Genomic DNA, 20,893 nt, shown 5'->3' on the forward strand with positions numbered 1-20,893 from the left:
TGCCGCCGTACGCGCCCGGATCCGTCAGAGCGAGAACGGCACGACGAGCGCAGCCCAGGCGAGGAACGGCCCGATCAGCACGATGACCCCGGAGTACCGCAGAATCCGCTGGTAGAACGCGGGCGGGTCGACGTTCTGGGCGTTCGCGAGGACGAGCGCGCCATTGGTCGAGAACGGTGAGACGTCGACGACCTTCGCGGCGATCGCGACCGCAGAGATCGCCATCCCGCCGGCGACGGGGCTGTCCTGGATGAGCGGCAGGAGCATCGGGATCGAGATCGCGATGACCGCCGTCGACGAGGCGAACGCCGAGACGACACCGGCCATGACGCAGAGCACGAGCACACCGATGAGGGGCGAACCGAGGCTGCCGATCCCGTTCGCGACCCACTCGATCGCGCCGGCTTCTTCGACGATGCTGATGTAGGTGATCATCCCGGCGACGAGGAGGATGGTCGACCAGCTGATGCCCTCGACCGCCGCGGTGAGGTGCTTCTTTTCGATGAAGGCGATCAGGGTGCCGGCGACGAGCGCGAGGATGCCGATGTCGAGGTGGAACACCATGGCCCCGACGGCCAGCCCCAGCAGGGCGAGCAGCGTCAGAACCTGAGCCGGCGTCGTCCGCACGCGAGGGGTCTGGAGGGTCTGCGTGAGAGTGAGGACCGAGCCCTGCTCAGCGCCGCCGACGGAGATGTTCCCCGTTGCGGGCACGCGGGGTCCGGGCACCGCGCCGCCATCACCGGTGCTGCTGTCCGCAGCGCCCGGGTACGCTCCCCCGCGAAGCCGGTTCTTCCACGAGAAGAACAGCTGTGTCAGGATCGCGATCAGCGTCGAGTAGACGAACGCCGTCACGAAAAGCACCATGGGCGAGAAGCCCGGGGTGTCGCCCACCATGCCGCTGACGAGCAGACCGAGCACCGAGATCGGCGAGAGCGAACCCGCCAGCGCTCCGTATACGACGGTCATTCCCACCGGTAGGGGGTCTAGGCCGTGCTTGGCGGCGAAGCTGAGCGCGACGGGGGCAACGAGGGCGACGGCGGCCGGCGGGAACGTGCCCATGGCCGTGAGGATCGCGGCGACCCCGAACAGCACCCACGGCACCAGCGCCGTCCGGCCCCGCACGAGGCGGACGCCGCGGTCGACGATGAGGTCGACGGTGCCGTTGAGCTTCGCGACGGCGAACAGATAGGTGACGCCGACGATCGTGAGGAAGAGGTCGGCGGGGAAGCCCGCGAGCATCTGCTTCTCGTCGAGGCCGAGCACGAGCGTTCCGACGAGGAAGGTGCCGATGAATCCGAGGATGCCGATGTTGATCGGCCGCACGGTGGCGATGATGACCATCGCGAACAACGCGAGTATCGAGATGAGTTCTGGTGACATCGTTGTCTCCCAACGGGGGTTGGCGGCAGCCGGCTGCGCCTCGGCGAGGCCGGCCGCCTATCTGATCATCGGACGAGGAGGGCTTCCTCGACCAGTCCCGATGCGTGATCGGGCAGCTGCTCCAGCGGCACGGTGACGGAGGCATCCGCCAGCCGCCGCGCCGAGCGGGTGATGCCGACCGCGGCCAGGGCGCCGTGTCGGCCGATGCGGGTGCTGACGACACCCGACGGCGTGCGAAGCGAAGTGACGTCGGCGGCGCCTCGCGCGGCCATCCTCGACACGACGGTGCCGGGCGTCGCCGCCGCCAGCGTCAGCGCGACGCTGCCGGTGATCGCAATGGCCGGGTGGGCCTTGCCCATCGACATCATCGTGACCCCGAAGTCGTGATCGTCCGCGCTGCGGGGCGACACCAGAGCGACCTTGGGCACCGCTTTGAGCGCGGCGGCGGCGGTCGCCGCGAGCCCCATGCGGACGGCGCCTTCTCGACGGATACCGTCGATGCGGGCGAGCAGCTCGGGTCGCGCATCGATCTCGGCGGGCGTCTCGAGGCCGGTCAGGCCCAGCGCCGCCGCCTCGGCGATGACGACGGGCGCGCCGCCGTCGATCAGGGTCACCGGAACACCGTCGATCTCTTCCAGCGCGACGCCGGAAGGAAGCAGCCGTCCCGTGGTCCGGCCGGCCGGGTCGACGAACCAGAGCACGACCTCGAGGCCCGCGAACGGGACGCCGACGATGTGCGTGTCGCCCGACTCGTCGAACATGCCTCCGGGCGTCGGCACCTCGGCGACGATCAGCTGACCCGTGTTCGTGTTGAAGATGCGCACCGCGGTCCGATCACCGCGCGGCGCGAGCCACCCGGCGTGGAGGGCGTAGGGCGCGACGGCGGCCGAGCAGTTGCCGCAGTTGCTCGACCAGTCGACCCGGCCGTCGGCGAGACCGATCTGGGCGAAGGTGTAGTCGACGTCGGCGTCGTCTCGCTGGCTCGGCGCCAGGATGACGGCCTTGCTGGTGGTCGAGGTCCCCCCGCCGAGGCCGTCGATCTGGCGCTCGTCCGGGCTGCCGTACAGACGCAGCAGGATGTCGTCGACGGGCGCGCCGACACGCTCCAGCTCGTCGCGGCGGAACACCCAGCACTTGCTGGTCCCGCCCCGCATGAGTGTCGCCGGAATCTCCAACATGGGCGCCTCCTGAGGTGTCGGCATCCATGCTCGCTCCGAGTACCGTGCAGCGAAATTGCCGATCACTTCACACCTGTGAAGGAAAGCTTCACAAGCGGCAACGCTGAGATCCTGGCCATCTCCTGAGTATCCAAGCCTGGCGTGTCATATCGATGAGCCGCGATCGTGAAGTCCCGCTTCATCCGCTTTCAGTATGCGAATCCTCGCCTGTACGGTGAAGGCGGAAAGCGAGGCCCCCCATGCTCGATGTGCGACGAATGGCTGTTCTGGTGACGATCCTCGACCACGGATCGCTGACCGCAGCAGCGAAGACGCTGGGGTACTCCCCCTCGGCGCTGTCGCAACAGCTGCAGCGCCTCGAGCAGGAGGTCGGCCAGCCGCTGGTGCGGCGCCAGCCGCGCGGCGTCACGGCCACCGAGGCGGGCGCGCTGCTCGCCGGGCACGCCCGCTACATCCTGCGCCGGCTGCGGGCGGCGGAGTCCGAGCTGGGCGAGCTCGCGGGTCTGCGGCGCGGCCGCATCGCGGTCGGCACGTTCCCGACGATCGGCACTACGCTCATGCCGGTCGCGATCAGCCGCTTCCGGCGCGACTACCCCGATGTACGCCTCGACGTGCACAGCGCTCGGTTCGACGAACTCGTCGCCGCTCTGCAGGAGAACACGATCGGCCTGTCGCTGCTGTGGGACTACGAGTGGAACCGCATCGACGAGCCCGACCTCTCGATCACTCCCCTGTTCGAAGACCCGACAGTACTGGTGGTCTCGCAGGACCACCGCCTCGGGCGCACCCGCCACGTGACGATGTCGATGCTCCGACACGAGGAGTGGATCGTCCGAAAGCGCGACCACCCGGTCGCCGAGGTCCTGGAGCGCAGCTGCCGGGCCGCCGGATTCAGCCCGACCATCGCGTTCGAGGCCAACGACTACCAGGAAGCCCTCGCGATGGTGAGCGTCGGCCTCGGCGTCGCCCTCGCTCCGCGCACGGCGGTGCAGTCCGCACGGCCGGACGTCCGTATCGTCAGCCTCGGCCAGGACGCACCCTCGCGGCGCGTCGTCGTCGCGCATCGCAGCGACCGCGTCCGCCCGCCCGGGGAGCGCGCGATGCACCAGATCCTCGTCGACGTCGCCCGGGAGCAGCTCGTCGCCGGCTGACCGCCCCCCAGATGCGAAAAACGGCATCCTGATGGATGCCGGTTTCTCGTTTCGGTGGACCTGAGGGGATTCGAACCCCTGACCTCTTCATTGCGAACGAAGCGCGCTACCAACTGCGCCACAGGCCCGGAACTCCCCCACACTATCACGCAGTCGGGGCTGGTCCGTGCGCGCACAATGGAAGGATGCTCCACCCCGCGGCATCCGTCATTCGCAACGTCCGTGTCTCCGACGCCTCCGCCGTCGACATCCGCATCGCCGATGGCGTGATCGCCTCCGTCGAGCCGGCGACGCCGCAGGTGCCGTCGGCAGACGCGGGCGACACCGGCCTCGAGATCGACGGGCGCGGGATGCTCGCGCTGCCCGGCCTCGTCAACGCCCACGCCCACGTCGACAAGTCGTGGTGGGGGCTCCCGTGGCAGTCGTACGGCGGCGAGGGCGGCACCGACGGCCGCATCCGCCACGAGCGCGCCCGTCGCGACGAACTGGGAATCCCGAGCGTCGCGACGACGGCACACGTTCTCGAGCAGTTCGTCCGTCACGGCACGACCGCCATCCGCACGCACGTCGATGTCGACCTCGGCGTCGCCCAGCGCGGCATCGAGGCCGTGCGCGAAGCGGTCGCCGCGTACGACGGAGCGCTTCAGGTTCAGATCGTGGCCTTTCCCCAGGACGGCGTGCTGCGCCGCCCCGGCGTCATCGACCTGCTCGACGAGGCGGCCGCCGCCGGCGCGGACTTCATCGGCGGGCTGGATCCCGCATCGATCGATCGCGACCCGGTCGGCCAGCTCGACGCGCTCTTCCGCGTCGCCGCCGACCGCGGCGTCGGAATCGACCTGCACCTGCACGACCCCGCCGAGCTCGGCGCGTTCCAGATCGAGCTGATCATCGAGCGGACCGAGCGGTTCGACCTCGCGGGACGCGTCAACCTCGCGCACGGGTTCGCGCTCGCACAGGTCGGCGCGTCGCAGCGACGTGACCTGCTGCAGGCGATGGCCGCACTCGACATCACGATGACGACAGTGGCGCCCCTGCGCCTTCCCCAGCTGCCGCTTCACGAACTGGATGCCGCGGGCGTGCGCTTCGGCTTCGGCACCGACGGCATCCGCGACCTGTGGAGCCCGTACGGCACCGGCGACCTGCTCGGCATCGCCTGGCAGTACGCCCGCGCCTCGAGCATCGTCCGCGACGACGACCTGCGCCGTGTGGTCGACATCGCGACGGGCGGATCGGCCCCCTTCGCGGGACTGCCGGTCGGGCGGATCTCAGCGGGCTCTCGCGCCGACATCATTCTCGTCGACGCCGAGAACCCGATGGACGCGCTCGTGCGCACACCCGAGCGCGAGCTCGTCGTCGGCAACGGGCGCGTCCTGTTCCAGCACTGAGCCGCAGGCGCGGCGCCCGTCGCTCGGGGATCAGCCTGCTGCGCGCTGCGCGAGAAGTCGCCGGACGTGGTCCTCGATCTGCGCGTCGTCGACCTGACCCGTCGGCACGAACGCCGGGGTGGGTGCCTTGGCCGCGCGGCTGGCGGCGAGGGATGCCGGCGCGCGACGCGCGGCCTCTCGCTGGATCGCCTCACCGACGGCGGCCTGACGGAGAGCTTCGCGGGCGTCGACCTCGTCGAGCACGGCGGCGGCACGCGACCCGGCCGAGGCCGTGAGCGGGCGGGGCAGCTCGCGGGGAGTCCAGGTGGCACGCGCGTCGGCGAACTCGAACTCGGGCACCACGGCCGAGGCCGGCTGGACGGTAGCGGTGACAGACGGCGCGACGACGGCCGAGCGAGCGGCGCGTCGAGCCACCGCAGCCATACGGTTGAGCACGACGGTGGCCACGAGCAGGGTCGCGATGCCCGCGATCAGCAGCGCGGCCGATCCGGACGACGCCAGCATCCAGCCGCCGGCGCCGCTCGCGCCGACAGCCAGCAGAGCGACGATCGTCGTCGCCAGGCGAAGACGGCGACGGACACGCGCGCGGTGCTCGGGCGACGTCATGCGTGCGGAGCGCGCGACACGCACTTCGCGGCGCGCTTCGATGAGCCGGCGGCGCTCGCTCTCGAGTCGCAGCTGCTCCTTCTCGTGCTGCACCTGACGCGCGAGCTTCTGCTGCGCCAGCGCGGTGCGCGTCGAGAGCTCGACCCGCACCTCCTCCGGCGCCTCAGCCGTCTCGGCGAGCACGCGCAGCGCCTGGTTCAGGCGGACGGCGTTGCGCTCGGCGGCGTCGTAGCGGTAACGACTGTGCCAGGACGGAAGCAGATAGACCATCCACAACGCGACCGCGACGAGGACGATCACGCCACCGCCGAGAACCTGCCCACCCATGGGGACAACCGTACGTGGCATCCCGCGTGGTGACACCTCAGACACACGCGTGTCTGAAGTTCTTGTTCAACTTTAAGCTTCGAGTCCCGCCGCGCGCCGGTCGGCACGGGGGATGGCCGCCGCATCAGGCGGCACTGCGCCCTCGAGCCAGCGCCCGAGGACGCCGCGCGGCACCTCCTCCGCGACGAGCGCGAAAGCGAAGTGATCGCGCCAGTCGCCGTCGATGTGGATGTAGCGACGGCGGAGTCCCTCGTAGCGGAATCCGAGCTTCTCGACCACCCGCAGGCTCGCCCGGTTCTCCGGCCGGATGCAGATCTCCATCCGGTGCAGCCGCAGTTCCTCGAAGCAGAGGTCGGTCGCGAGGGCGACAGCGGTCGGCGTGATGCTCTTGCCGGCGAACCGCTCGCTCACCCAGTACCCGATCGTCGCCGACGACAGTGAGCCGCGCGCGATGCCCCAGACGTTCAGCTGCCCCGCGATCTGCCCCTCGTGCTCCATGACGAACGGCACACCGGCGCCATCACGGTACTGCTGCAACAGACGCCGGATGCCGAGCCGCATGTCGAACGACACCGGCCCGTCCGGGCTCGTCGCCTCCCACCGCTGCAGCCAGGAACGGTTCGCGAGCAGCTCTGCCTGCAGGGTGCGGGCGTCGCGCGGCCTGATCAGCCGAATGGCCACCGGTCCGTGGTGGCGGGGTGCGGTGGCATCCACGCGCGTTCCGGTTCTCGTGTCAGAGGTTTCCGACGAAGTCCTTCAGCCACGGGCGGAGCTCGGGCCCGAGGTCATCACGGTCAGAGGCGAGCTGCACGATGGCCTTGATGTAGTCGAGTCGGTCCCCGGTGTCGTAACGGCGTCCGCGGAAGACGACACCCAGGACTCCCTCGGTCGTCGCGAGCTCCTGCAGCGCATCGGTCAGCTGGATCTCGCCGCCCTTGCCCGGCTCGGTGCGCTCGAGGATCTCGTACACGTTCGGCTTGAGGACGTAACGCCCGATGATCGCGTAGTTGGAGGGGGCGTCCTCCTTCTTCGGCTTCTCGACGAGGCCGGTGACCTTCACGACATCCGGATCGTCGGTCGGCTCGACGGCCGCGGCGCCGTAGAGGTGGATCTGGTCGGGGTCGACCTCCATGAGGGCGACGACCGTGAGACCCGAGCGCTCCTGCTCCGCGAGCATCTTCGGCAGCAGCGGGTCGCGCTCGTCGATCAGGTCGTCGCCGAGCATGACGGCGAAGTTCGAGTCACCGACATGCGCACGCGAGCGCAGCACGGCGTGCCCCAGGCCCTTCGGCTCGCCCTGACGGACGAAGTGGATGTCGGCGAGGTCGGACGACTCCTGCACCTTGCGAAGCTTGACGTCGTCGCCCTTGCGGGTGAGGTTGTGCTCGAGCTCCGGGACGGAGTCGAAGTGGTTCGACAGGTTGTTCTTATTGCGACCGATGATGATCAGGACGTCGTCGATGCCGGCCTGCGTCGCCTCTTCGACGACGTACTGGATCGCCGGCTTGTCGACGACGGGCAGCATCTCCTTCGGCATCGCCTTCGTGGCGGGAAGGAAGCGGGTGCCGAGGCCTGCGGCGGGGATGACCGCCTTGATGCGCTGCTGAGACATGGGTCCACCATATCGATCAGGTGGCGCAGGCGAGTGGTTTGACGCCCACCCTTTACAATCGGGGGCATGTCCGACGCGATCGACAACGCCAAGCGCGCTCTGCGGGCGGACCTCCGCGAACGCCGGTACGGGATGTCGGATGCCGCTCGCGCAGCTGCGGCCGACGGCATCCGCACACAGCTCCGCGAACTCGTCGCCAGCACCGGTGCCCGCTCGATCTCGTGCTACCTCTCGGCGCCGACCGAGCCCGGCACGCGCGCCTTCATCGACGAAGCCGTGGCCGCGGGCGTCCGGGTACTCCTGCCCATCAGCCGCAACGACGGTCTGCTCGACTGGGTCGTCGCCGAGCCGGGCGCCGCCGTTTCGGACGGACTGTTCGGCATTCCCGAGCCCATCGGCGAAGTGCTCAGTCCGATCTCCGTCGGAGAGGTCGATCTGCTCGTGATCCCCGCCGCGGCGGTCGACTCCGCCGGCATGCGTCTCGGCTGGGGCCGCGGCTACTTCGACAAGACCCTCGGTTCGATGGAGAACCGCCCGCCGGTGTACGCCGTGCTCTTCGACTCCGAACTCGTCGAGGAGGTGCCGCGCGATCTGCACGATCAGCCGGTCACCGGCGTCGTCACTCCCACCCGAACCGTCGTCCTCGCCCCCGAGGCGCACTGAACACCGAGGAACCATGCCCACCTACGCCTACGCCTGCAAGTCGTGCGGGCACCGCTTCGATGCGGTCCAGTCCTTCGCCGACCCCGCTCTCACGGTCTGCCCCGAGTGCTCGGGCGAGCTGCGGAAGCAGTACGGGTCGATCGGCGTGACCTTCAACGGCGGCGGCTTCTACCGCACCGACTCCCGCGCGAGCGGCTCGGGGGCGGGCACGTCAACCGGTGGCGGCGACTCGTCGTCTTCGGCATCATCGAAGTCCGAGGCGAAGTCCTCCCCCGCCGCGGCGGGCTCGTGACACCCGGCGCGTCCGGAGAGAGGAGAGCCATGATCAAGGGCTTCCGCGACTTCATCATGCGCGGCAACGTCATCGACCTGGCGGTCGCCGTGGTCATCGGCGGTGCGTTCACCGCCATCGTCAACGCGATCGTGTCGAGCATCATCAACCCACTAGTCGAGCTGTTCTACCAGCCCAACGAAGAGGGCATCGCCGGCCCGACGCTCACCGGTATCTACGGTCAGCCGGTCCCGTTCCCCCTGGGGGGACTCATCAGCGCGATCATCAGCTTCTTCGCCGTCGCTCTCGTGGTCTACCTCGTGTTCGTCGTTCCGATGAACAAGTGGAAGGAGCGTCAGGCCGCCAAGGCCGGCGTCGTCGAAGAGGCGGCGAAGCTCCCGACCGAGCAGGAGCTCCTCATCCAGATCCGCGATCTGCTGGAGAAGAACAACGCCGCGACCTCTGCTTCGAGCGCCGCAGCCGCGACCACCGACGCCCCGCTGCGCCGTTCGCAGAACACTCCCCCGGCGGCGCCGTCCGCCTGACCGGATCAGTAGTGCGGCGGAACCTCGTTCCGCATCCGCGCATCATTCGGACCGGATGCCCCGGCCGCGCCCTCGGCGCCGGCCGGGGCATCCGTCGTCTCATCGGCCGATGTCGGCTCGGCCGTCGTACCCGGAGCGGCGGTCAGTCGAGCTCGGCGGCTGCCGACCCGCTCGACCCGCTGTCGGTCACTCGATGACATCGAGCGGCTCGGTGCTCGCGTCCGCGGTCGGCGCCTCGGGCTCGACGCCCAGGATCGCAGCGACACGCGCGGCCACACCGGCGGGGTCGCTGTAGAGGTCGAACGAGTGCACGCGGATGTAGTGCCATCCCAGCCGCCGCAGAATCTGGGGACGCAGCCGCAGCGACTCCCGGAGCGACTGCCCGATCGTCTCGGGGTCGCCCTCGACGACGACGGCCTTGCCGTCGCGCTGAGCGACCAGCGGCAGCAGCCCGCGGTACGCGACGTCGACCGCCACGCCCAGACGGCGGAGGTTCTGCGCGAGGGCCAGAGTCAGCGGGTCGGCGAGGTCTTCGAGGCGGGCCTCGCGAGCGCGTGCCGCGATTCCCCCGAGGATCGACATGAGCGTGGCGGCGCCGTTCTCGAGGCGTCCGTCGTCGAACGCCGACGGCCGGATCGACGACACGATCACCATCGAGCGACGGGCGCGCGTCATGCCGACGGTCAGCAGCCGCTCACCATCCGGCCCCGACAGCACACCGAAGTCGCTCAGCACGCGCCCGTGGCGCGTCAGACCGTAACCGAGCGAGAACACGACGCGGTCACGACTCTCGGCGACCGACTCCTCGAGCCCGAGCACGGCGAACGGCTCAGCCGTCTCGCGACCGACGAACTCGGCGACATCCGATCTTCCGGCGAAAGCGGCCTCGACGGCGGCGCGGATGCGCAGGGCGTGCTTGGTCGACGCGGTGACGACCATCAGCGACTCGTTCGGCCGGTTGACGGCGTGCTCGACGACGAGCGTCACGACGCGGGCGACCTCGGCATCGGGGCTCTCGACCGCTCCCGAGTCGGGGTCCGGTGCACCGACACCACCCTCGACGTAGTCAACGCTGAGGCTGCCGCGTCCGAGATACGAGCCGGCCCAGGGGAACGAGACGATCTCGCCGCCGTAGAAGGCCTCGTTGACGAGTTCGGCGAGGTCTTCGCCGCCTGCGCGGTAACTGCGGGTCAAGGTCTCGACCGGAACGATCTCGGCGAGGCGCTCGAAGACGCTCCGCTCGTCGGGGTCTGCGATCGGCTCGTCCGACGGATCGCGGTCGGCGGCGATCTCGAACGGGGTCGGGCGCTGCGTGACAGGGTCGCCGAACGCGACGATCTGCCGCGCGCGGCGAAGGGCCGAGGCCGATTCGGCGACGCTCAGCGCGCCGGCATCCGCCAGGATCACGACGTCGAACGCGGGCCGGGCCGGCAGGGAGGCCACCTCGTAGGGCGACGCGATCCAGACGGGCGCGAGCGTGCGCAGGAGCTTCGGCGCGACGGCGAGCAGTTCGGCAGCCGACGCTGTGCCCTCGCGCAGCGCGGCCTTGAGCGCCGCGGTCTCGTCAGCCTCGTCGACGATCGCGATCTTCCATCGCGTCGCGAGCTCGGCCGCCAGCTGCTGCCCCGCCGAGGCGGCGTGCGCCTCGTCGACGAGGCGGAAGTCGCGTTCGAGACGATCGACGACGCTGGTGTTGGCTCCGAGCAGTGCACGGTCGCTGCGAAGCATCGCCTCGAGGGCGGACTGCCACCAGGCGAACTCGAACTCCGCCGCGACGCGCTCCTCGGGCACATGGCGCACCGAAAGCTCGGTGAGCAGGCCCTCGAGGCCGAGGGAAGCGAGTTCACCGCGCAGCGTCGCTCGTTCGACGAGGTTGTCGAACACGTCGGACTCCGCGGCGAGCCCGGCGAGGATCCGCACGAGCTCGGGGATCGGCGTCGCGAGCAGATCGTGCCCCGGGCCGAGCACGCGCGAGAGCTCGGCGAGGTCGGCGTCGACGCGCTGCCACGAGGTCGCGACCGCGTCGAGACCCGCGGGGATCTCGGGGACGACGCCCACTTCGGCCAGACGCTGCCACTGCTCGCGCTGCTTCTGCACGCGCACGAGGGCGTCGTGCATGTCGGTGACGTGCATGCCCGGCCGGACGTACTCCTTCGAGAGCCGTCGCAGGCGACGCCGTGTCGCACCGTTCATCTCGGGAGTGTCGCGGCGGGTGGAGTGCGCCTCGATCAGATCGCCCAGCGGACGCTCGAAGACGGTCAGGCTGAAGCGGTCGAGCGACGCGCGGATCCCCTGGAGAAGGCGGATGTACGCACCGAGCTCGGCGAGCGTCGTGAACGGCCGCATCCGGGTCTGCCCGATGAGCTCGTACCCGCGCTCGAGGATCTCGGGGATCTCGGTGCGATGCAGGCGGCCTGCCAGAGCGTGTGCCGCGCGTGCCTGCTCGGTCGTCTCGAACGCGACGCCGTACCACGGCGAGTCATCGGGCCCGAAACGGAACTCGCCCAGCCGAGCGGCGGTCGCGAGCGATGCGGCCGCTTCGGCGCGACGCGTCGAGAGGCGCTGGAGGGTCGCGGCATCGAAGCGCGTGGCTGCCGACGGCTGCGGCGACTCGGCCGCGATCGTCGTCAGCTTCTGCAGCACTTCGAGCGGCGAGACGCCGAGCATGGGATGCCGCTGCGTCAGCGAGACGCGATAGTCGCGCAGAACCGTGCGCAGCCGAACGAGGGCGTCGTCGATCTCGCCCATCTTCGGGTGCTGCGCCTTCTCGTTGCGGGCGATCGCGCGAATGAGGTCGCGGTGGACGCCCCGGGGCGAGACGGCCAGCCCGGGCAGCCCGATGCCGGCGAGGCGGTGACGGACTCCCTCCAGAGTGGAGCGGCGAGCGCTGACGACGAGGACGCGCTTGCCGCGGCGGACCAGCTCGCCGACGGCGTTGATGATCGTCTGCGTGCCCCCTGTGCCCGGCAGCGTGTGGACGACGAGCGACTGCCCGGCGACGATCCGGTCGAGGACGCCTTCCTGCTCGGCGTCGGCGTCGAGCAGCAGTCGGTCGGATGCCGGCGGGCGGTCGTCCGAGGGAACGGCGTCGGGAACGGGGTAACGAGTAGCCACGAGCGCGCGGTCGTCCTCATGGCCGGCGAGAGCGTTGAGCACGGGGACGTCGAGGTCTGCCGCATCGCGCTCGGCGCGAGCGGCGACATCCGCGAACGTCGAGACGATCAGCCGTGGCTGAACCGTGAAGGTGTCGACATGGGCGGTCAGGGCGCGCAGATGGTCGATGACGGGCTGCGGCTTGAAGACGCCGCCGTCGTACGCGAGCGCGGCGAGCCCGCGCCGGTCGAGGTCGATTCCGAAGTGCGCACGCGCGATCTCGACGAGCTCGGGATTGACGGAGAACGAGCCGTGGAGTTTGAGATCGAAGTCGCCGTGATGGCGGCGGATGGCGAGCGGGCGGAGAAGGACCGGGGCGTTGTAGGTGAGACCTCCGGCCCGCCACGAGGCGAATCCGACGCCGAGGTGGACGGTGTCGAGGCCGCGCGTGGTGCGGAGTTCGACGTCCTTCGCGGTGATGCGCCCGGCGGCGAGGCGGGCCGTGCGCAGCGCCACCTCGTCGCGGAAGAGGTTCGACAGGAGCGTCGAACGGCCGGTGATGAACTGCGGGAGGCTGCCCGGATGCGCCTTGGTGATGTCGATGCCGACATCGTCGGAAGCGATGTAGTGGAGCAGCGTCGAACGGCCGCCGAGGCGGGCGGCCTGCACACGGATGCGTTCGCGCTCGGGGTCGGCCACGTGGGCGACGGCGACGTCGTCTTCGGCGACATCGAGTTGCGCCGGGGTCACCGAATCGACCCGAACCTCGTCGGCTGCGTCCGGACGGACGGCTCCTCGATCTCCTCGCCACACAGCACACACCCTAAGCGGCGCGCCTGCATCCGACCCTCAGGCGCCGCCGAGTTTCGCGCTATTTCCGACACGCCGGACGATCGGCGGTTCCTCCCCCGGCGCCTGTCGCCGCCGCCCATCCCCCGCATCGTCGCCGCGCACGGGGCGCAGCGGGGCCGCCCGGGATGATGGAGCCATGACCGACGCAGCATTTGCGGTGCACCCCACGCCGATCGGCGATGCCCTCCTGGTCGTGACCGAGACCGGCCTCGCCCACCTCGACATCCTCGACCGCCCCGCGGACATCGCCCTCGTCGACCTCGCCCTCAGCCTCGGCGCGCTCCCGGTCCACGACCCGGGCGCGGCTGCCGACGTGGCCGCCGAACTCGACGAGTACTTCGCGGGCCGGCTGCGGCAGTTCCGGACGCCGATCGACTGGCTCCTGGCCCCGCCGGGATTCGCCGGCGCCGCACTGCGCGCGGTTTGCCGCGTTCCCTACGGCGAGGTGGCGACCTACGGCGAGATCGCGATCACCGCCGGCTCACCGCGAGCGCACCGAGCCGTCGGGTCTGCGTGCGCGCGGACGCCGATCTCGATCGTCGTGCCCGCACACCGTGTCGTCCGCAGCGACGGATCGATCGGACAGTATGGCGGCCATCCCGAGCGCAAGCGATTCCTGCTCGACCTCGAGAGCAGAGCCGACTCCGGCCGCGTGTAGGCCGCGCCGGAACGGCGACGGCCCCGGGCAGCGCGCCCGGGGCCGTCGTCTCGATCAGCGAGGTGTCGCGGCCTAGTGATCGACCGCCTTCTCCGCGCCGTGACCGGTCAGAGAACGCACCTCCATCTCGGCCGCCTTCACCGGGTCCTCCCGCCGCCGCTCGGTGACCGAACCCAGCCAGCCGAGGAAGAAACCCAGCGGGATCGACACGATGCCCGGGTTGTTGAGCGGCCAGATGGCCGTGCCGACGTTCTTGAACACGCTGGTCTCGGTGCCCCAGAACACGGGCGAGAGGATGATGAGGATGATGGCTGCCGCCAGGCCGCCGTACATGCTCCACACCGCGCCACGCGTCGTGAACTTCCGCCAGAAGAGCGAGTAGATGATCGTCGGGAGGTTCGCCGAAGCCGCGACAGCGAAGGCGAGGGCCACCAGGAACGCGACGTTCTGTCCCTGCACGCCGATGCCGCCGACGATCGCGAGGATGCCGATCACGATGACTGTGCGGCGAGCGACCTTGACCTCGCCGTCGGGCGGCACGTTCCCCTTCTTGACGACGTTCGCGTAGATGTCGTGCGCGAACGACGCCGCCGCCGTGATCGTGAGGCCCGCCACGACCGCGAGGATCGTCGCGAAAGCCACCGCCGAGATGAAGCCGAGCAGCAGGGGGCCGCCCAGCTCGAGCGCGAGCAGCGGAGCAGCGGAGTTGACCCCGCCGGGCGCCGAGGCGATGCGCTCCGGACCGACGAGCGCGCCCGCACCGTACCCGAGCACGAGGGTGAGGAGGTAGAAGAGGCCGATGAGCCAGATCGCCCACACCACCGAGCGACGGGCCTCTTTCGCGGTGGGCACCGTGTAGAAGCGCATGAGGACGTGCGGCAGACCCGCCGTTCCCAGCACGAGCGCGACCGCGAGCGAGATGAAGTCCCACGGGTTGGCGCCGTACTGCAGGCCCGGTCCGAGGATCGCCTCTCCCTTCGGCGAGGCGGCGACCGCGCTCTCGAGGAGCGTGTTGAGGTTGAACCCGTTGATCGCCAGCACCCAGATCGTCATGACGAGCGCGCCGCCGATGAGCAGGAACGCCTTGACGATCTGCACCCACGTCGTGCCCTTCATGCCGCCGATCAGCACGTAGACGATCATCAGCACGCCGACGACGGCGACCACGATCGACTGGCCGACCTGCTCGGTGATGCCCAGCAGCAGTGAGACCAGACCGCCCGCTCCCGCCATCTGCGCGAGCAGGTAGAAGAAGCACACCGCGAGCGTGGTGATGGCGGCCGCCATCCGCACCGGCGTCTGCTTCAGCCGGAACGACAGCACGTCGGCCATCGTGAACTTGCCGGTGTTGCGCATGAGCTCGGCGACGAGCAGCAGCGCGACGAGCCAGGCCACGAGGAATCCGATCGAGTACAGGAACCCGTCGTATCCGTTGATCGCGATCGCGCCGCAGATGCCGAGGAAGGATGCCGCCGACAGATAGTCGCCCGCGATCGCGAAGCCGTTCTGCGGCCCGGTGAACGAGCGGCCCGCGGCGTAGTAGTCGGCCGCGGTCTTGTTGTTGCGGCTGGCACGGATGACGATGAACAGCGTCACCGCGACGAATGCGCCGAAGATCGAGATGTTCAGCACCGGGTTGTTGTCGACGGTCTCTCCCGCCGCGACGACGGCCGCCCCCAGGCCGTTCACCGCTTCCCAGAATCCGTTCACGATCCGGCCTCCTGTCGCTCGAGATCGTTCCGGATCGCCGACGAGATCGGGTCGAGCTTGTGGTTGGCGTACCAGACGTAGCCCATGGTGATCGCGAAGGTCGTGACGAACTGGCCGAGCCCGAACAGCAGACCGACGGTGATGTCACCCCAGACACGCTGCGCCATGAAGTCGGTCGCGAACGACGACAGCAGCACGTAGACGAAGTACCAGACGAGGAAGACGATCGTCAGCGGCCATACGAAGCTGCGGTGCTTGCGCTTGAGTTCCCGGAACGGCGCCGACTCCTCGACGGCGACATAGTCCACTCCGCCGGGAGGCGGCGAGTGGGTGGGCGATGCGGTCATGTGGCCTCCTTGCCTCATGGTGAGCAGCTCTCCAGCGGTCGTCGTCGTCGAGCGACCGCGATGGTAGGGTCGACGCTACGAAAGGCGGCAACGAGGCCGTCACCCCCGGAAGTAGGTAGTGCGTGACGGCACTGGCGGCACCCGAGAACGACGCGCAGCTGGTCTCCCGCGCGGTCGATGACCTCGCGCGCAGCACACGCTTTCCCGTCGTCTTCGGCGGCCTCGAGAGCCAGGGCTCGGTTCACGTCACCGCGATCGCCGGAGCGCGGTCGCATTCCATCGACGATCTGGTGGTGCGCGTCGGCCGCGGGCTGGGCGGCGCAGCGATGGTCGAACGGCGTCCGCGGCTCGCTCTCGACTACCGCACCGCGCGCACCATCACGCACGACTACGACCGGGCCATTCTCGGCGAGGGCATCGCCACCCTCTTCGCCGTACCGATCGTCACCGAGGGCCGGGCGCGCGGGGTGCTGTACTGCGGCTCCTGGTCGCAGGCTCCGGTGGGCGACCTCGTGGCGCGTCCGGCGTTCCGAGCGGCTGACGCGATCAGCACCGAGCTGCGCATCCGCGACGAGGTGCAGCGCCGGCTGACGCTGGCGCCGGCACCCGAGTCCGCGGCCGGCCTCTCCCCCGCCGCGCGAGAGGACCTGCGCGAGAGCTTCGCCGAGCTGCGCAGCATCGCCGCGACGATCGACGACGCCGACCTGCGGGCGCGGCTGGCGGCGATCGAGCGCCGCCTCACCACAGTCGCGGGCGACGGGGCGGCGTCGGCGAAGGATGCCGAGGTGCAGCTCTCTCCGCGGGAGCTCGACGTTCTCGCCTGCTGCGCCCTCGGCTCGACGAACGCGGAGATCGGGGCGGCGCTGAGCCTCAAAGAGGGAACCGTGAAGTCATACCTCCAGGCGGCGATGGCCAAGCTCGACGCGTCGACCCGTCACGCGGCCGTCGCGCGCGCGCGGCGTCTCGGCCTGCTGCCCTGACCGCGGGTTCAGGCGGCGATGCGCAGGCCGGCGACCTGCTCGGCGATGACGGCGCCGTACTCCGTGATCATCCGGTCTCGACCCAACCGGTCCCGAGCGGCGAGCGCGGCGCCTCCGAACGCGACGCGCTCCTCGACGGCACGACCCCAACCGGCCGCGATCGCATCCGGGTTGCGCGGGGTGACGATGCCGATCCCCTCGACGAGGCGGGCCGCGTCGCCGACATCCGTCGTGACCGGTACCGCACCGCTCGCCGCCCCCTCCAGCAGGCACAGCGGGGCCGCCTCGCCGAACGCGCTCGTGAGTGAGACGACGTCCGCGGCGCGGTAGATCGCGGGCATGTCGTCACGGATGCCGAGAGCATGGATGCGGTCGCCGCCGATGACCTCCAGCAGCTCCGTGAGACGGGGGTTCTCGCGCGTCATCCCCGCTCCGCACATGACGTAGTGCGCATCGGGCACGAGCGCTCGATGCGCGGCGACCGACCGCAGGAACAGCTCGGGATCCTTCATCGCGTCGAACCGAGCCGCGTAGGCGACGACAACCGCCCGGTCGGGGATGCCGAGCTCACGCCGCACGCGGTCACCCCCGCGGGTGACCGACGGCTCGAAGCGCGAGAGGTCGATGCCGTTGTCGACGACATGACGCTGCGTGTCGCCCAGGACCGACGCGTAGGCGGCATCCGTCGACCGCGCGCATGACACCGCCGCCGTGACGATCCCACGACGGACGCTCTCACCCAGCCACTCCAGAGCATCGCCCGAATGCTCCGGGTCGGACCGGTGCAGGCATGCCACGACAGGCCGGTCGGGCAGCATCATCGCCTCATCGAGAGCGAGCAGGAGTCCGAGCGGCTGCTCTTTGAGGGTGAGCACGACGTCGGCCGCGGCGATAGCGCGCGCCGCGGTGCGCAACTGCCGCGAGGAGAAGGCGTGCGGCGCGTGCGGCACCGGCCCCGCCGTCTTTCCCAGAGACGTGATCCCGATGCCCGAGGCGCGCAGCGCCCGATACCGCGGGTCGCCGGCCATGTGCTGGACGGTCGACTCGCGCCGCGCCCGCGACGCGATGGCGAGCACGCTGTGGTGCTGTTCGCCCCGCGCGTGGAGGCCGGCGACGACATCGCTGTGCAGGATTCGAGCCCCGCCGGCGAAGAAGCCCTCGGTGAGGGAGAGGACGCGAAGCGGAGCGCTCATTCAGGACCTTCGGGATCTACGCGGCGGGTGCGATCCATCGTGCGGCAACGCCCGCCCGCGGCGAGTGAACCGCGGACGAGCGTTGCGTGAACGAACGGCGCCGGACGCCGGTCCCGAGAGCCGGGCTCAGAGGATGGGCTTGCCTCCCGTGACCGCCAGACGTGCGCCCGAAATGTACGACGCTTCGTCCGACGCCAGCAGCACGTAGGCCGAGGCGAGCTCGGCAGGCTGCCCGGCGCGTCCCAGCGGCGTCTGCTCGCCGAAGCTCTCCACCGCATCCGCCGGCAGGGTCGCCGGGATCAGCGGAGTCCAGATGGGCCCCGGGGCGACGCTGTTCGCGCGGATGCCGCGCTCGCCCAGCATCTGCGCGAGCGATGCCGTGATGCTCGCGATGGCCGCCTTCGTCGCCGCGTACGGCAGGAGGTTGGGCGAGGGCTGGTCGGACTGCACCGAGCTCGACCCGATGATCGACGACCCCGGCCCCATGTGCGGCAGCGCAGTCTTTGTCAGGTGGAAGTACGCGTCGACGTTCGTCGCCCACGTGAAGTCCCACTCCTCGTCGGGGATCTCCTCGAGCGTCTCGCGGTTCATCTGGAAGGCGGCGTTGCTGACCAGGATGTCGATCCCGCCGAGCTCTTCCACGGTGCGGCGGACGACCTCACGGCAGTGGGCCGGGTCGGAGATGTCACCCGGGATGAGGACGGCGCGGCGCCCGGCCTCTTCGACGAAGCGCTTGGCCTCTTCGGCATCCTCGTGCTCCTCGAGGTAGCTGATGGCGACATCCGCTCCCTCGCGGGCGTAGGCGAGCGCCACAGCCTTGCCGATGCCGCTGTCGCCGCCGGTGATGAGCGCGCGCTTGCCGGCAAGCTTCCCGGAGCCGCGGTAGGTCTCCTCGCCGTAGTCGGGCTTCGGCACCATCGCCTGGTCGGTTCCCGGGACGTTCTGCTGTTGGGGTTCCATGGTCATCCCTCTCTGTCGTCGAACGGTGCTTCTACCCGATCCCCCTCCGCCGTCGGATTCACGGGGCTTGACACGAGAGGGCCGAGTCCGGCATCGCGCGACCGTGCGGGGCCGCCTCAGTCGACGCCCCGCGAGCGGGCGATGGCCGCAGCGGGGGCGATGCCGCCGTCCCGCCAGACCGCGCCGTGGCCGGGCAGCACGAGGTGTGCACCCGTCTCGGCGAGCAGCGAGAGCGAGTCCAGCGCCTCGTCGCTGTGCGCTGTGGCCGCGCGAGCGACGACCCGCGGACCGGTGCGTCCCGTGTACGGATCGAGGGTGACCAGTGCGTCTCCGGTCAGCAGGATCCCGGCCGATTCGAGCAGGAACGCGCAGTGCCCGTCGGTGTGGCCGGGTGTCGCGATCGGGAGGATGCCGCCCGCGAGCGGGATGGAGTGTCCGGGCACGATCGACGGATCGGTCCGCACGCCCTTCACCCCGAGCGCTCCCGCGCCAACCATCCTCGCCAGGATCGGGAGCGCCGCCGGGTAGCGGAAGGGATACGGGAACCGGGCGGCCTCGTGCGCATAGCGGTATGGATGCCGCGCCAGCTCCTCGTCGCCGGGGTGGACGTCAGCGACGAGGTGGTGCTCGTCTGCGAGGCGCTCGCACATCCCCACGTGGTCGAAGTGGCCGTGGGTGAGCAGCAGCGCGTCGATGTCGGACGGGTGGGCGCCCACAGCCGCGAGGGCCTGTTCGAGGAGCGGCCACGTGCGCGGAAGTCCCGCGTCGATGAGGACGAGCCCGTCATCGGACGCCACGAGGTAGGCGTTCACGCCGCCGCGGGCGAGTTGATACACACCCTCGGCGACCTCGGTTACGCGCGGTCGGTGATCGGTCATGGCTCCCCCTCCGGTCCCGCCCGATGATCCGCGGGGGCTAGGGGGAGCGCGCGGGGCTTGACAGATCGATCGACCGTCACCCGCCGCGCGGGCGTGATGTTTGCACCGAGCCCGGGAGGAGTCAAGGCCCGTGGCGTGCGCGGCGGGCCCGACGTACGTTCGCCGCGCCGGCGCACTCGGCGTTCGGCCGATCCCCAGGAGGCGAGATGTTCTTTCATCGACAGGAACTGCAGTTCGAGGCCCGTCCGGAGAAGCCCGACGCGATCTTCGCGCGACGGATGCAGGAGGTGCTCGGCGGCCAGTACGGCGAGATCACCGTGGCCATGCAGTACGGGTTCCAAGCGTGGAACGCCCACATCCCGGGCAAGTACCGCGACCTGCTCTACGGCATCGGGGCGGAGGAGTTCGGCCACGTCGAGATGCTCGCGATCATGATCGCGCAGCTGCTCGAGAAGGCCCCGGCCGAGCAGTCCGAGGCTGCGGCGAAGTCCGACCCCGTCCTCGGCGCCGTCATGGGCGGCATGGATGTGCAGTCCGCGATCGTCGCCGGTGCCGGTGCGCGCCCGGTCGACTCGAACGGCAACCCCTGGCAGGGCTCGTACATCACCGCGAGCGGGAACCTGCTTGCCGACTTCACGGCCAACGCCAACGCCGAGATGCAGGGCCGTGTGCAGGTCGCGCGGATCTACCACATGACCGACGACAAGGGGGTCCGGGACATGCTCTCGTTCCTCCTGGCGCGCGACACGATGCACCAGAACCAGTGGATCCGCGCGGCGCAGGAGCTGCGCGAAGAGGGAGTGGAGGACATCCCCGTGCCGTCGAACTTCCCGCTCTCGAACGAGGCGCGCGAGCACGCGTACAAGTACATCAACTTCTCCGACGGTGCCGCGGCAGCCGAGGGCTCGTGGGCATCGGGTCCCACCCCCGACGGCAAGGGCGAGTTCACGTACCTCGACGGACCCGACACCTCGGTTCCGATGCCCCCGCCCACGCAGCCGGACCCCCGGTTCTACGGCACCGACGCGAAGCCGAACCTCCTCGACAAGGCCGAGGGCGTCATCCGCGACAAGCTCTGATCCTCGGCGGGGCACGGTCGCGGGC

Annotated in this window: 20 protein-coding genes and 1 tRNA gene; 8 read left to right on the top strand and 13 right to left on the bottom strand. The window is 70.2% G+C overall.

Annotated features, from left to right (window positions below; translation table 11 throughout):
- Positions 1-24: 24 nt before the first annotated feature.
- Both DO944_RS09805 and DO944_RS09810 read right to left on the bottom strand, forming a co-directional pair.
- The gene (locus DO944_RS09805; RefSeq protein WP_088380084.1) at positions 25-1,380 is read right to left on the bottom strand and encodes an SLC13 family permease; all 1,356 of its coding nucleotides are present in this window, start codon (positions 1,378-1,380) and stop codon (positions 25-27) included.
- A 65-nt stretch (positions 1,381-1,445) separates the two neighbouring features.
- Positions 1,446-2,558, bottom strand: a complete 1,113-nt coding sequence (locus DO944_RS09810; protein ID WP_112617017.1) for a PrpF domain-containing protein — start codon at positions 2,556-2,558, stop codon at positions 1,446-1,448.
- Positions 2,559-2,797: 239 nt separating this feature from the next.
- On the opposite strand from DO944_RS09810, the gene DO944_RS09815 reads away from it, so the two are divergent.
- Positions 2,798-3,709: a LysR family transcriptional regulator gene (locus DO944_RS09815; RefSeq protein ID WP_112617018.1), complete on the top strand. Its 912-nt coding sequence runs from the start codon at positions 2,798-2,800 to the stop codon at positions 3,707-3,709.
- A 55-nt stretch (positions 3,710-3,764) separates the two neighbouring features.
- Here DO944_RS09815 and DO944_RS09820 read toward each other — a convergent pair.
- Positions 3,765-3,837, bottom strand: a tRNA-Ala gene (locus DO944_RS09820).
- A 57-nt stretch (positions 3,838-3,894) separates the two neighbouring features.
- Here DO944_RS09820 and DO944_RS09825 point away from each other — a divergent pair.
- The gene (locus DO944_RS09825; protein WP_112617019.1) at positions 3,895-5,094 is read left to right on the top strand and encodes an amidohydrolase family protein; all 1,200 of its coding nucleotides are present in this window, start codon (positions 3,895-3,897) and stop codon (positions 5,092-5,094) included.
- A gap of 30 nt (positions 5,095-5,124) precedes the next feature.
- On the opposite strand, the gene DO944_RS09830 is transcribed toward DO944_RS09825, so the two are convergent.
- The 3 genes from DO944_RS09830 to galU all read right to left on the bottom strand — a co-directional run bounded on the left by DO944_RS09830 (position 5,125) and on the right by galU (position 7,639).
- On the bottom strand, positions 5,125-6,027 hold the full coding sequence (locus DO944_RS09830; protein ID WP_112617020.1) for a large exoprotein: 903 nt from the start codon (positions 6,025-6,027) through the stop codon (positions 5,125-5,127).
- Positions 6,028-6,099: 72 nt separating this feature from the next.
- Complete coding sequence (locus DO944_RS09835; protein ID WP_112617021.1) at positions 6,100-6,741, bottom strand: GNAT family N-acetyltransferase; 642 nt, start codon at positions 6,739-6,741, stop codon at positions 6,100-6,102.
- A 19-nt stretch (positions 6,742-6,760) separates the two neighbouring features.
- Positions 6,761-7,639, bottom strand: coding sequence for a UTP--glucose-1-phosphate uridylyltransferase GalU (galU, locus tag DO944_RS09840; protein WP_112617022.1), 879 nt, complete (start codon positions 7,637-7,639; stop codon positions 6,761-6,763).
- Between the two features lie 66 nt (positions 7,640-7,705).
- Between galU and DO944_RS09845 the strand changes: the two genes are divergently transcribed.
- Genes DO944_RS09845 through mscL form a run of 3 tightly spaced genes read left to right on the top strand, consistent with a single transcriptional unit; the run spans position 7,706 to position 9,118 of the window.
- The gene (locus tag DO944_RS09845) at positions 7,706-8,302 is read left to right on the top strand and encodes a 5-formyltetrahydrofolate cyclo-ligase (protein ID WP_112617023.1); all 597 of its coding nucleotides are present in this window, start codon (positions 7,706-7,708) and stop codon (positions 8,300-8,302) included.
- A gap of 13 nt (positions 8,303-8,315) precedes the next feature.
- Positions 8,316-8,594, top strand: a complete 279-nt coding sequence (locus DO944_RS09850) for an FmdB family zinc ribbon protein (RefSeq protein WP_112617024.1) — start codon at positions 8,316-8,318, stop codon at positions 8,592-8,594.
- A gap of 29 nt (positions 8,595-8,623) precedes the next feature.
- Positions 8,624-9,118 (top strand): large conductance mechanosensitive channel protein MscL, encoded by a 495-nt coding sequence (mscL, locus tag DO944_RS09855; protein WP_112617025.1) that lies wholly within the window; start codon positions 8,624-8,626, stop codon positions 9,116-9,118.
- A 5-nt stretch (positions 9,119-9,123) separates the two neighbouring features.
- Here mscL and DO944_RS09860 read toward each other — a convergent pair whose 3' ends face one another.
- On the bottom strand, positions 9,124-9,318 hold the full coding sequence (locus DO944_RS09860) for a hypothetical protein (RefSeq protein ID WP_112617026.1): 195 nt from the start codon (positions 9,316-9,318) through the stop codon (positions 9,124-9,126).
- Entirely contained in the window at positions 9,305-13,033 is a 3,729-nt protein-coding gene (locus tag DO944_RS09865; RefSeq protein ID WP_112617027.1) for an ATP-binding protein, read from the bottom strand. The genes DO944_RS09860 and DO944_RS09865 overlap by 14 nt, the downstream gene beginning before the upstream one ends.
- A 166-nt stretch (positions 13,034-13,199) precedes the next feature.
- On the opposite strand from DO944_RS09865, the gene DO944_RS09870 reads away from it, so the two are divergent.
- The gene (locus tag DO944_RS09870; protein WP_112617028.1) at positions 13,200-13,721 is read left to right on the top strand and encodes a methylated-DNA--[protein]-cysteine S-methyltransferase; all 522 of its coding nucleotides are present in this window, start codon (positions 13,200-13,202) and stop codon (positions 13,719-13,721) included.
- 72 nt (positions 13,722-13,793) lie between these two features.
- Here DO944_RS09870 and DO944_RS09875 read toward each other — a convergent pair whose 3' ends face one another.
- Positions 13,794-15,410: a cation acetate symporter gene (locus DO944_RS09875; protein ID WP_240309741.1), complete on the bottom strand. Its 1,617-nt coding sequence runs from the start codon at positions 15,408-15,410 to the stop codon at positions 13,794-13,796.
- Positions 15,411-15,427: 17 nt separating this feature from the next.
- Positions 15,428-15,778 carry a DUF485 domain-containing protein gene (locus tag DO944_RS09880; protein WP_112617029.1) on the bottom strand — a complete coding sequence of 117 codons (351 nt, stop codon included), beginning with the start codon at positions 15,776-15,778 and terminating at the stop codon, positions 15,428-15,430.
- Positions 15,779-15,900: 122 nt separating this feature from the next.
- On the opposite strand from DO944_RS09880, the gene DO944_RS09885 reads away from it, so the two are divergent.
- Positions 15,901-16,758: a LuxR C-terminal-related transcriptional regulator gene (locus DO944_RS09885; RefSeq protein WP_112617030.1), complete on the top strand. Its 858-nt coding sequence runs from the start codon at positions 15,901-15,903 to the stop codon at positions 16,756-16,758.
- A gap of 8 nt (positions 16,759-16,766) precedes the next feature.
- Here DO944_RS09885 and DO944_RS09890 read toward each other — a convergent pair whose 3' ends face one another.
- From DO944_RS09890 to DO944_RS09900, 3 genes are all read right to left on the bottom strand, one after another.
- A complete protein-coding gene (locus DO944_RS09890) occupies positions 16,767-17,951 on the bottom strand; it encodes a glycosyltransferase (protein WP_112617031.1) in 1,185 nt (394 codons plus the stop codon).
- Positions 17,952-18,077: 126 nt separating this feature from the next.
- Entirely contained in the window at positions 18,078-18,917 is an 840-nt protein-coding gene (locus DO944_RS09895) for an SDR family oxidoreductase (protein WP_112617032.1), read from the bottom strand.
- A gap of 110 nt (positions 18,918-19,027) precedes the next feature.
- Complete coding sequence (locus tag DO944_RS09900) at positions 19,028-19,789, bottom strand: MBL fold metallo-hydrolase (protein WP_112617033.1); 762 nt, start codon at positions 19,787-19,789, stop codon at positions 19,028-19,030.
- A gap of 206 nt (positions 19,790-19,995) precedes the next feature.
- Between DO944_RS09900 and DO944_RS09905 the strand changes: the two genes are divergently transcribed.
- Entirely contained in the window at positions 19,996-20,868 is an 873-nt protein-coding gene (locus tag DO944_RS09905; RefSeq protein WP_112617034.1) for a manganese catalase family protein, read from the top strand.
- Positions 20,869-20,893: the final 25 nt, after the last annotated feature.

Origin of the sequence: Microbacterium sp. SMR1, from assembly GCF_003289625.1 — a bacterium.
Classification (GTDB): Bacteria; Actinomycetota; Actinomycetes; order Actinomycetales; family Microbacteriaceae; genus Microbacterium; species Microbacterium plantarum.

Bases quoted from the DNA above. Each gene is read 5' to 3' on its own strand.
- DO944_RS09900 (WP_112617033.1), bottom strand. From the start codon at position 19,789: ATGACCGATCACCGACCGCGCGTAACCGAGGTCGCCGAGGGTGTGTAT.
- DO944_RS09890 (WP_112617031.1), bottom strand. From the start codon at position 17,951: ATGAGCGCTCCGCTTCGCGTCCTCTCCCTCACCGAGGGCTTCTTCGCC.
- DO944_RS09845 (WP_112617023.1), top strand. From the start codon at position 7,706: ATGTCCGACGCGATCGACAACGCCAAGCGCGCTCTGCGGGCGGACCTC.
- DO944_RS09895 (WP_112617032.1), bottom strand. From the start codon at position 18,917: ATGACCATGGAACCCCAACAGCAGAACGTCCCGGGAACCGACCAGGCG.
- DO944_RS09880 (WP_112617029.1), bottom strand. From the start codon at position 15,778: ATGACCGCATCGCCCACCCACTCGCCGCCTCCCGGCGGAGTGGACTAT.
- DO944_RS09870 (WP_112617028.1), top strand. From the start codon at position 13,200: ATGACCGACGCAGCATTTGCGGTGCACCCCACGCCGATCGGCGATGCC.
- DO944_RS09830 (WP_112617020.1), bottom strand. From the start codon at position 6,027: ATGGGTGGGCAGGTTCTCGGCGGTGGCGTGATCGTCCTCGTCGCGGTC.
- DO944_RS09825 (WP_112617019.1), top strand. From the start codon at position 3,895: ATGCTCCACCCCGCGGCATCCGTCATTCGCAACGTCCGTGTCTCCGAC.
- DO944_RS09805 (WP_088380084.1), bottom strand. From the start codon at position 1,380: ATGTCACCAGAACTCATCTCGATACTCGCGTTGTTCGCGATGGTCATC.
- DO944_RS09810 (WP_112617017.1), bottom strand. From the start codon at position 2,558: ATGTTGGAGATTCCGGCGACACTCATGCGGGGCGGGACCAGCAAGTGC.
- DO944_RS09860 (WP_112617026.1), bottom strand. From the start codon at position 9,318: ATGTCATCGAGTGACCGACAGCGGGTCGAGCGGGTCGGCAGCCGCCGA.
- DO944_RS09850 (WP_112617024.1), top strand. From the start codon at position 8,316: ATGCCCACCTACGCCTACGCCTGCAAGTCGTGCGGGCACCGCTTCGAT.
- mscL (WP_112617025.1), top strand. From the start codon at position 8,624: ATGATCAAGGGCTTCCGCGACTTCATCATGCGCGGCAACGTCATCGAC.
- galU (WP_112617022.1), bottom strand. From the start codon at position 7,639: ATGTCTCAGCAGCGCATCAAGGCGGTCATCCCCGCCGCAGGCCTCGGC.
- DO944_RS09905 (WP_112617034.1), top strand. From the start codon at position 19,996: ATGTTCTTTCATCGACAGGAACTGCAGTTCGAGGCCCGTCCGGAGAAG.
- DO944_RS09815 (WP_112617018.1), top strand. From the start codon at position 2,798: ATGCTCGATGTGCGACGAATGGCTGTTCTGGTGACGATCCTCGACCAC.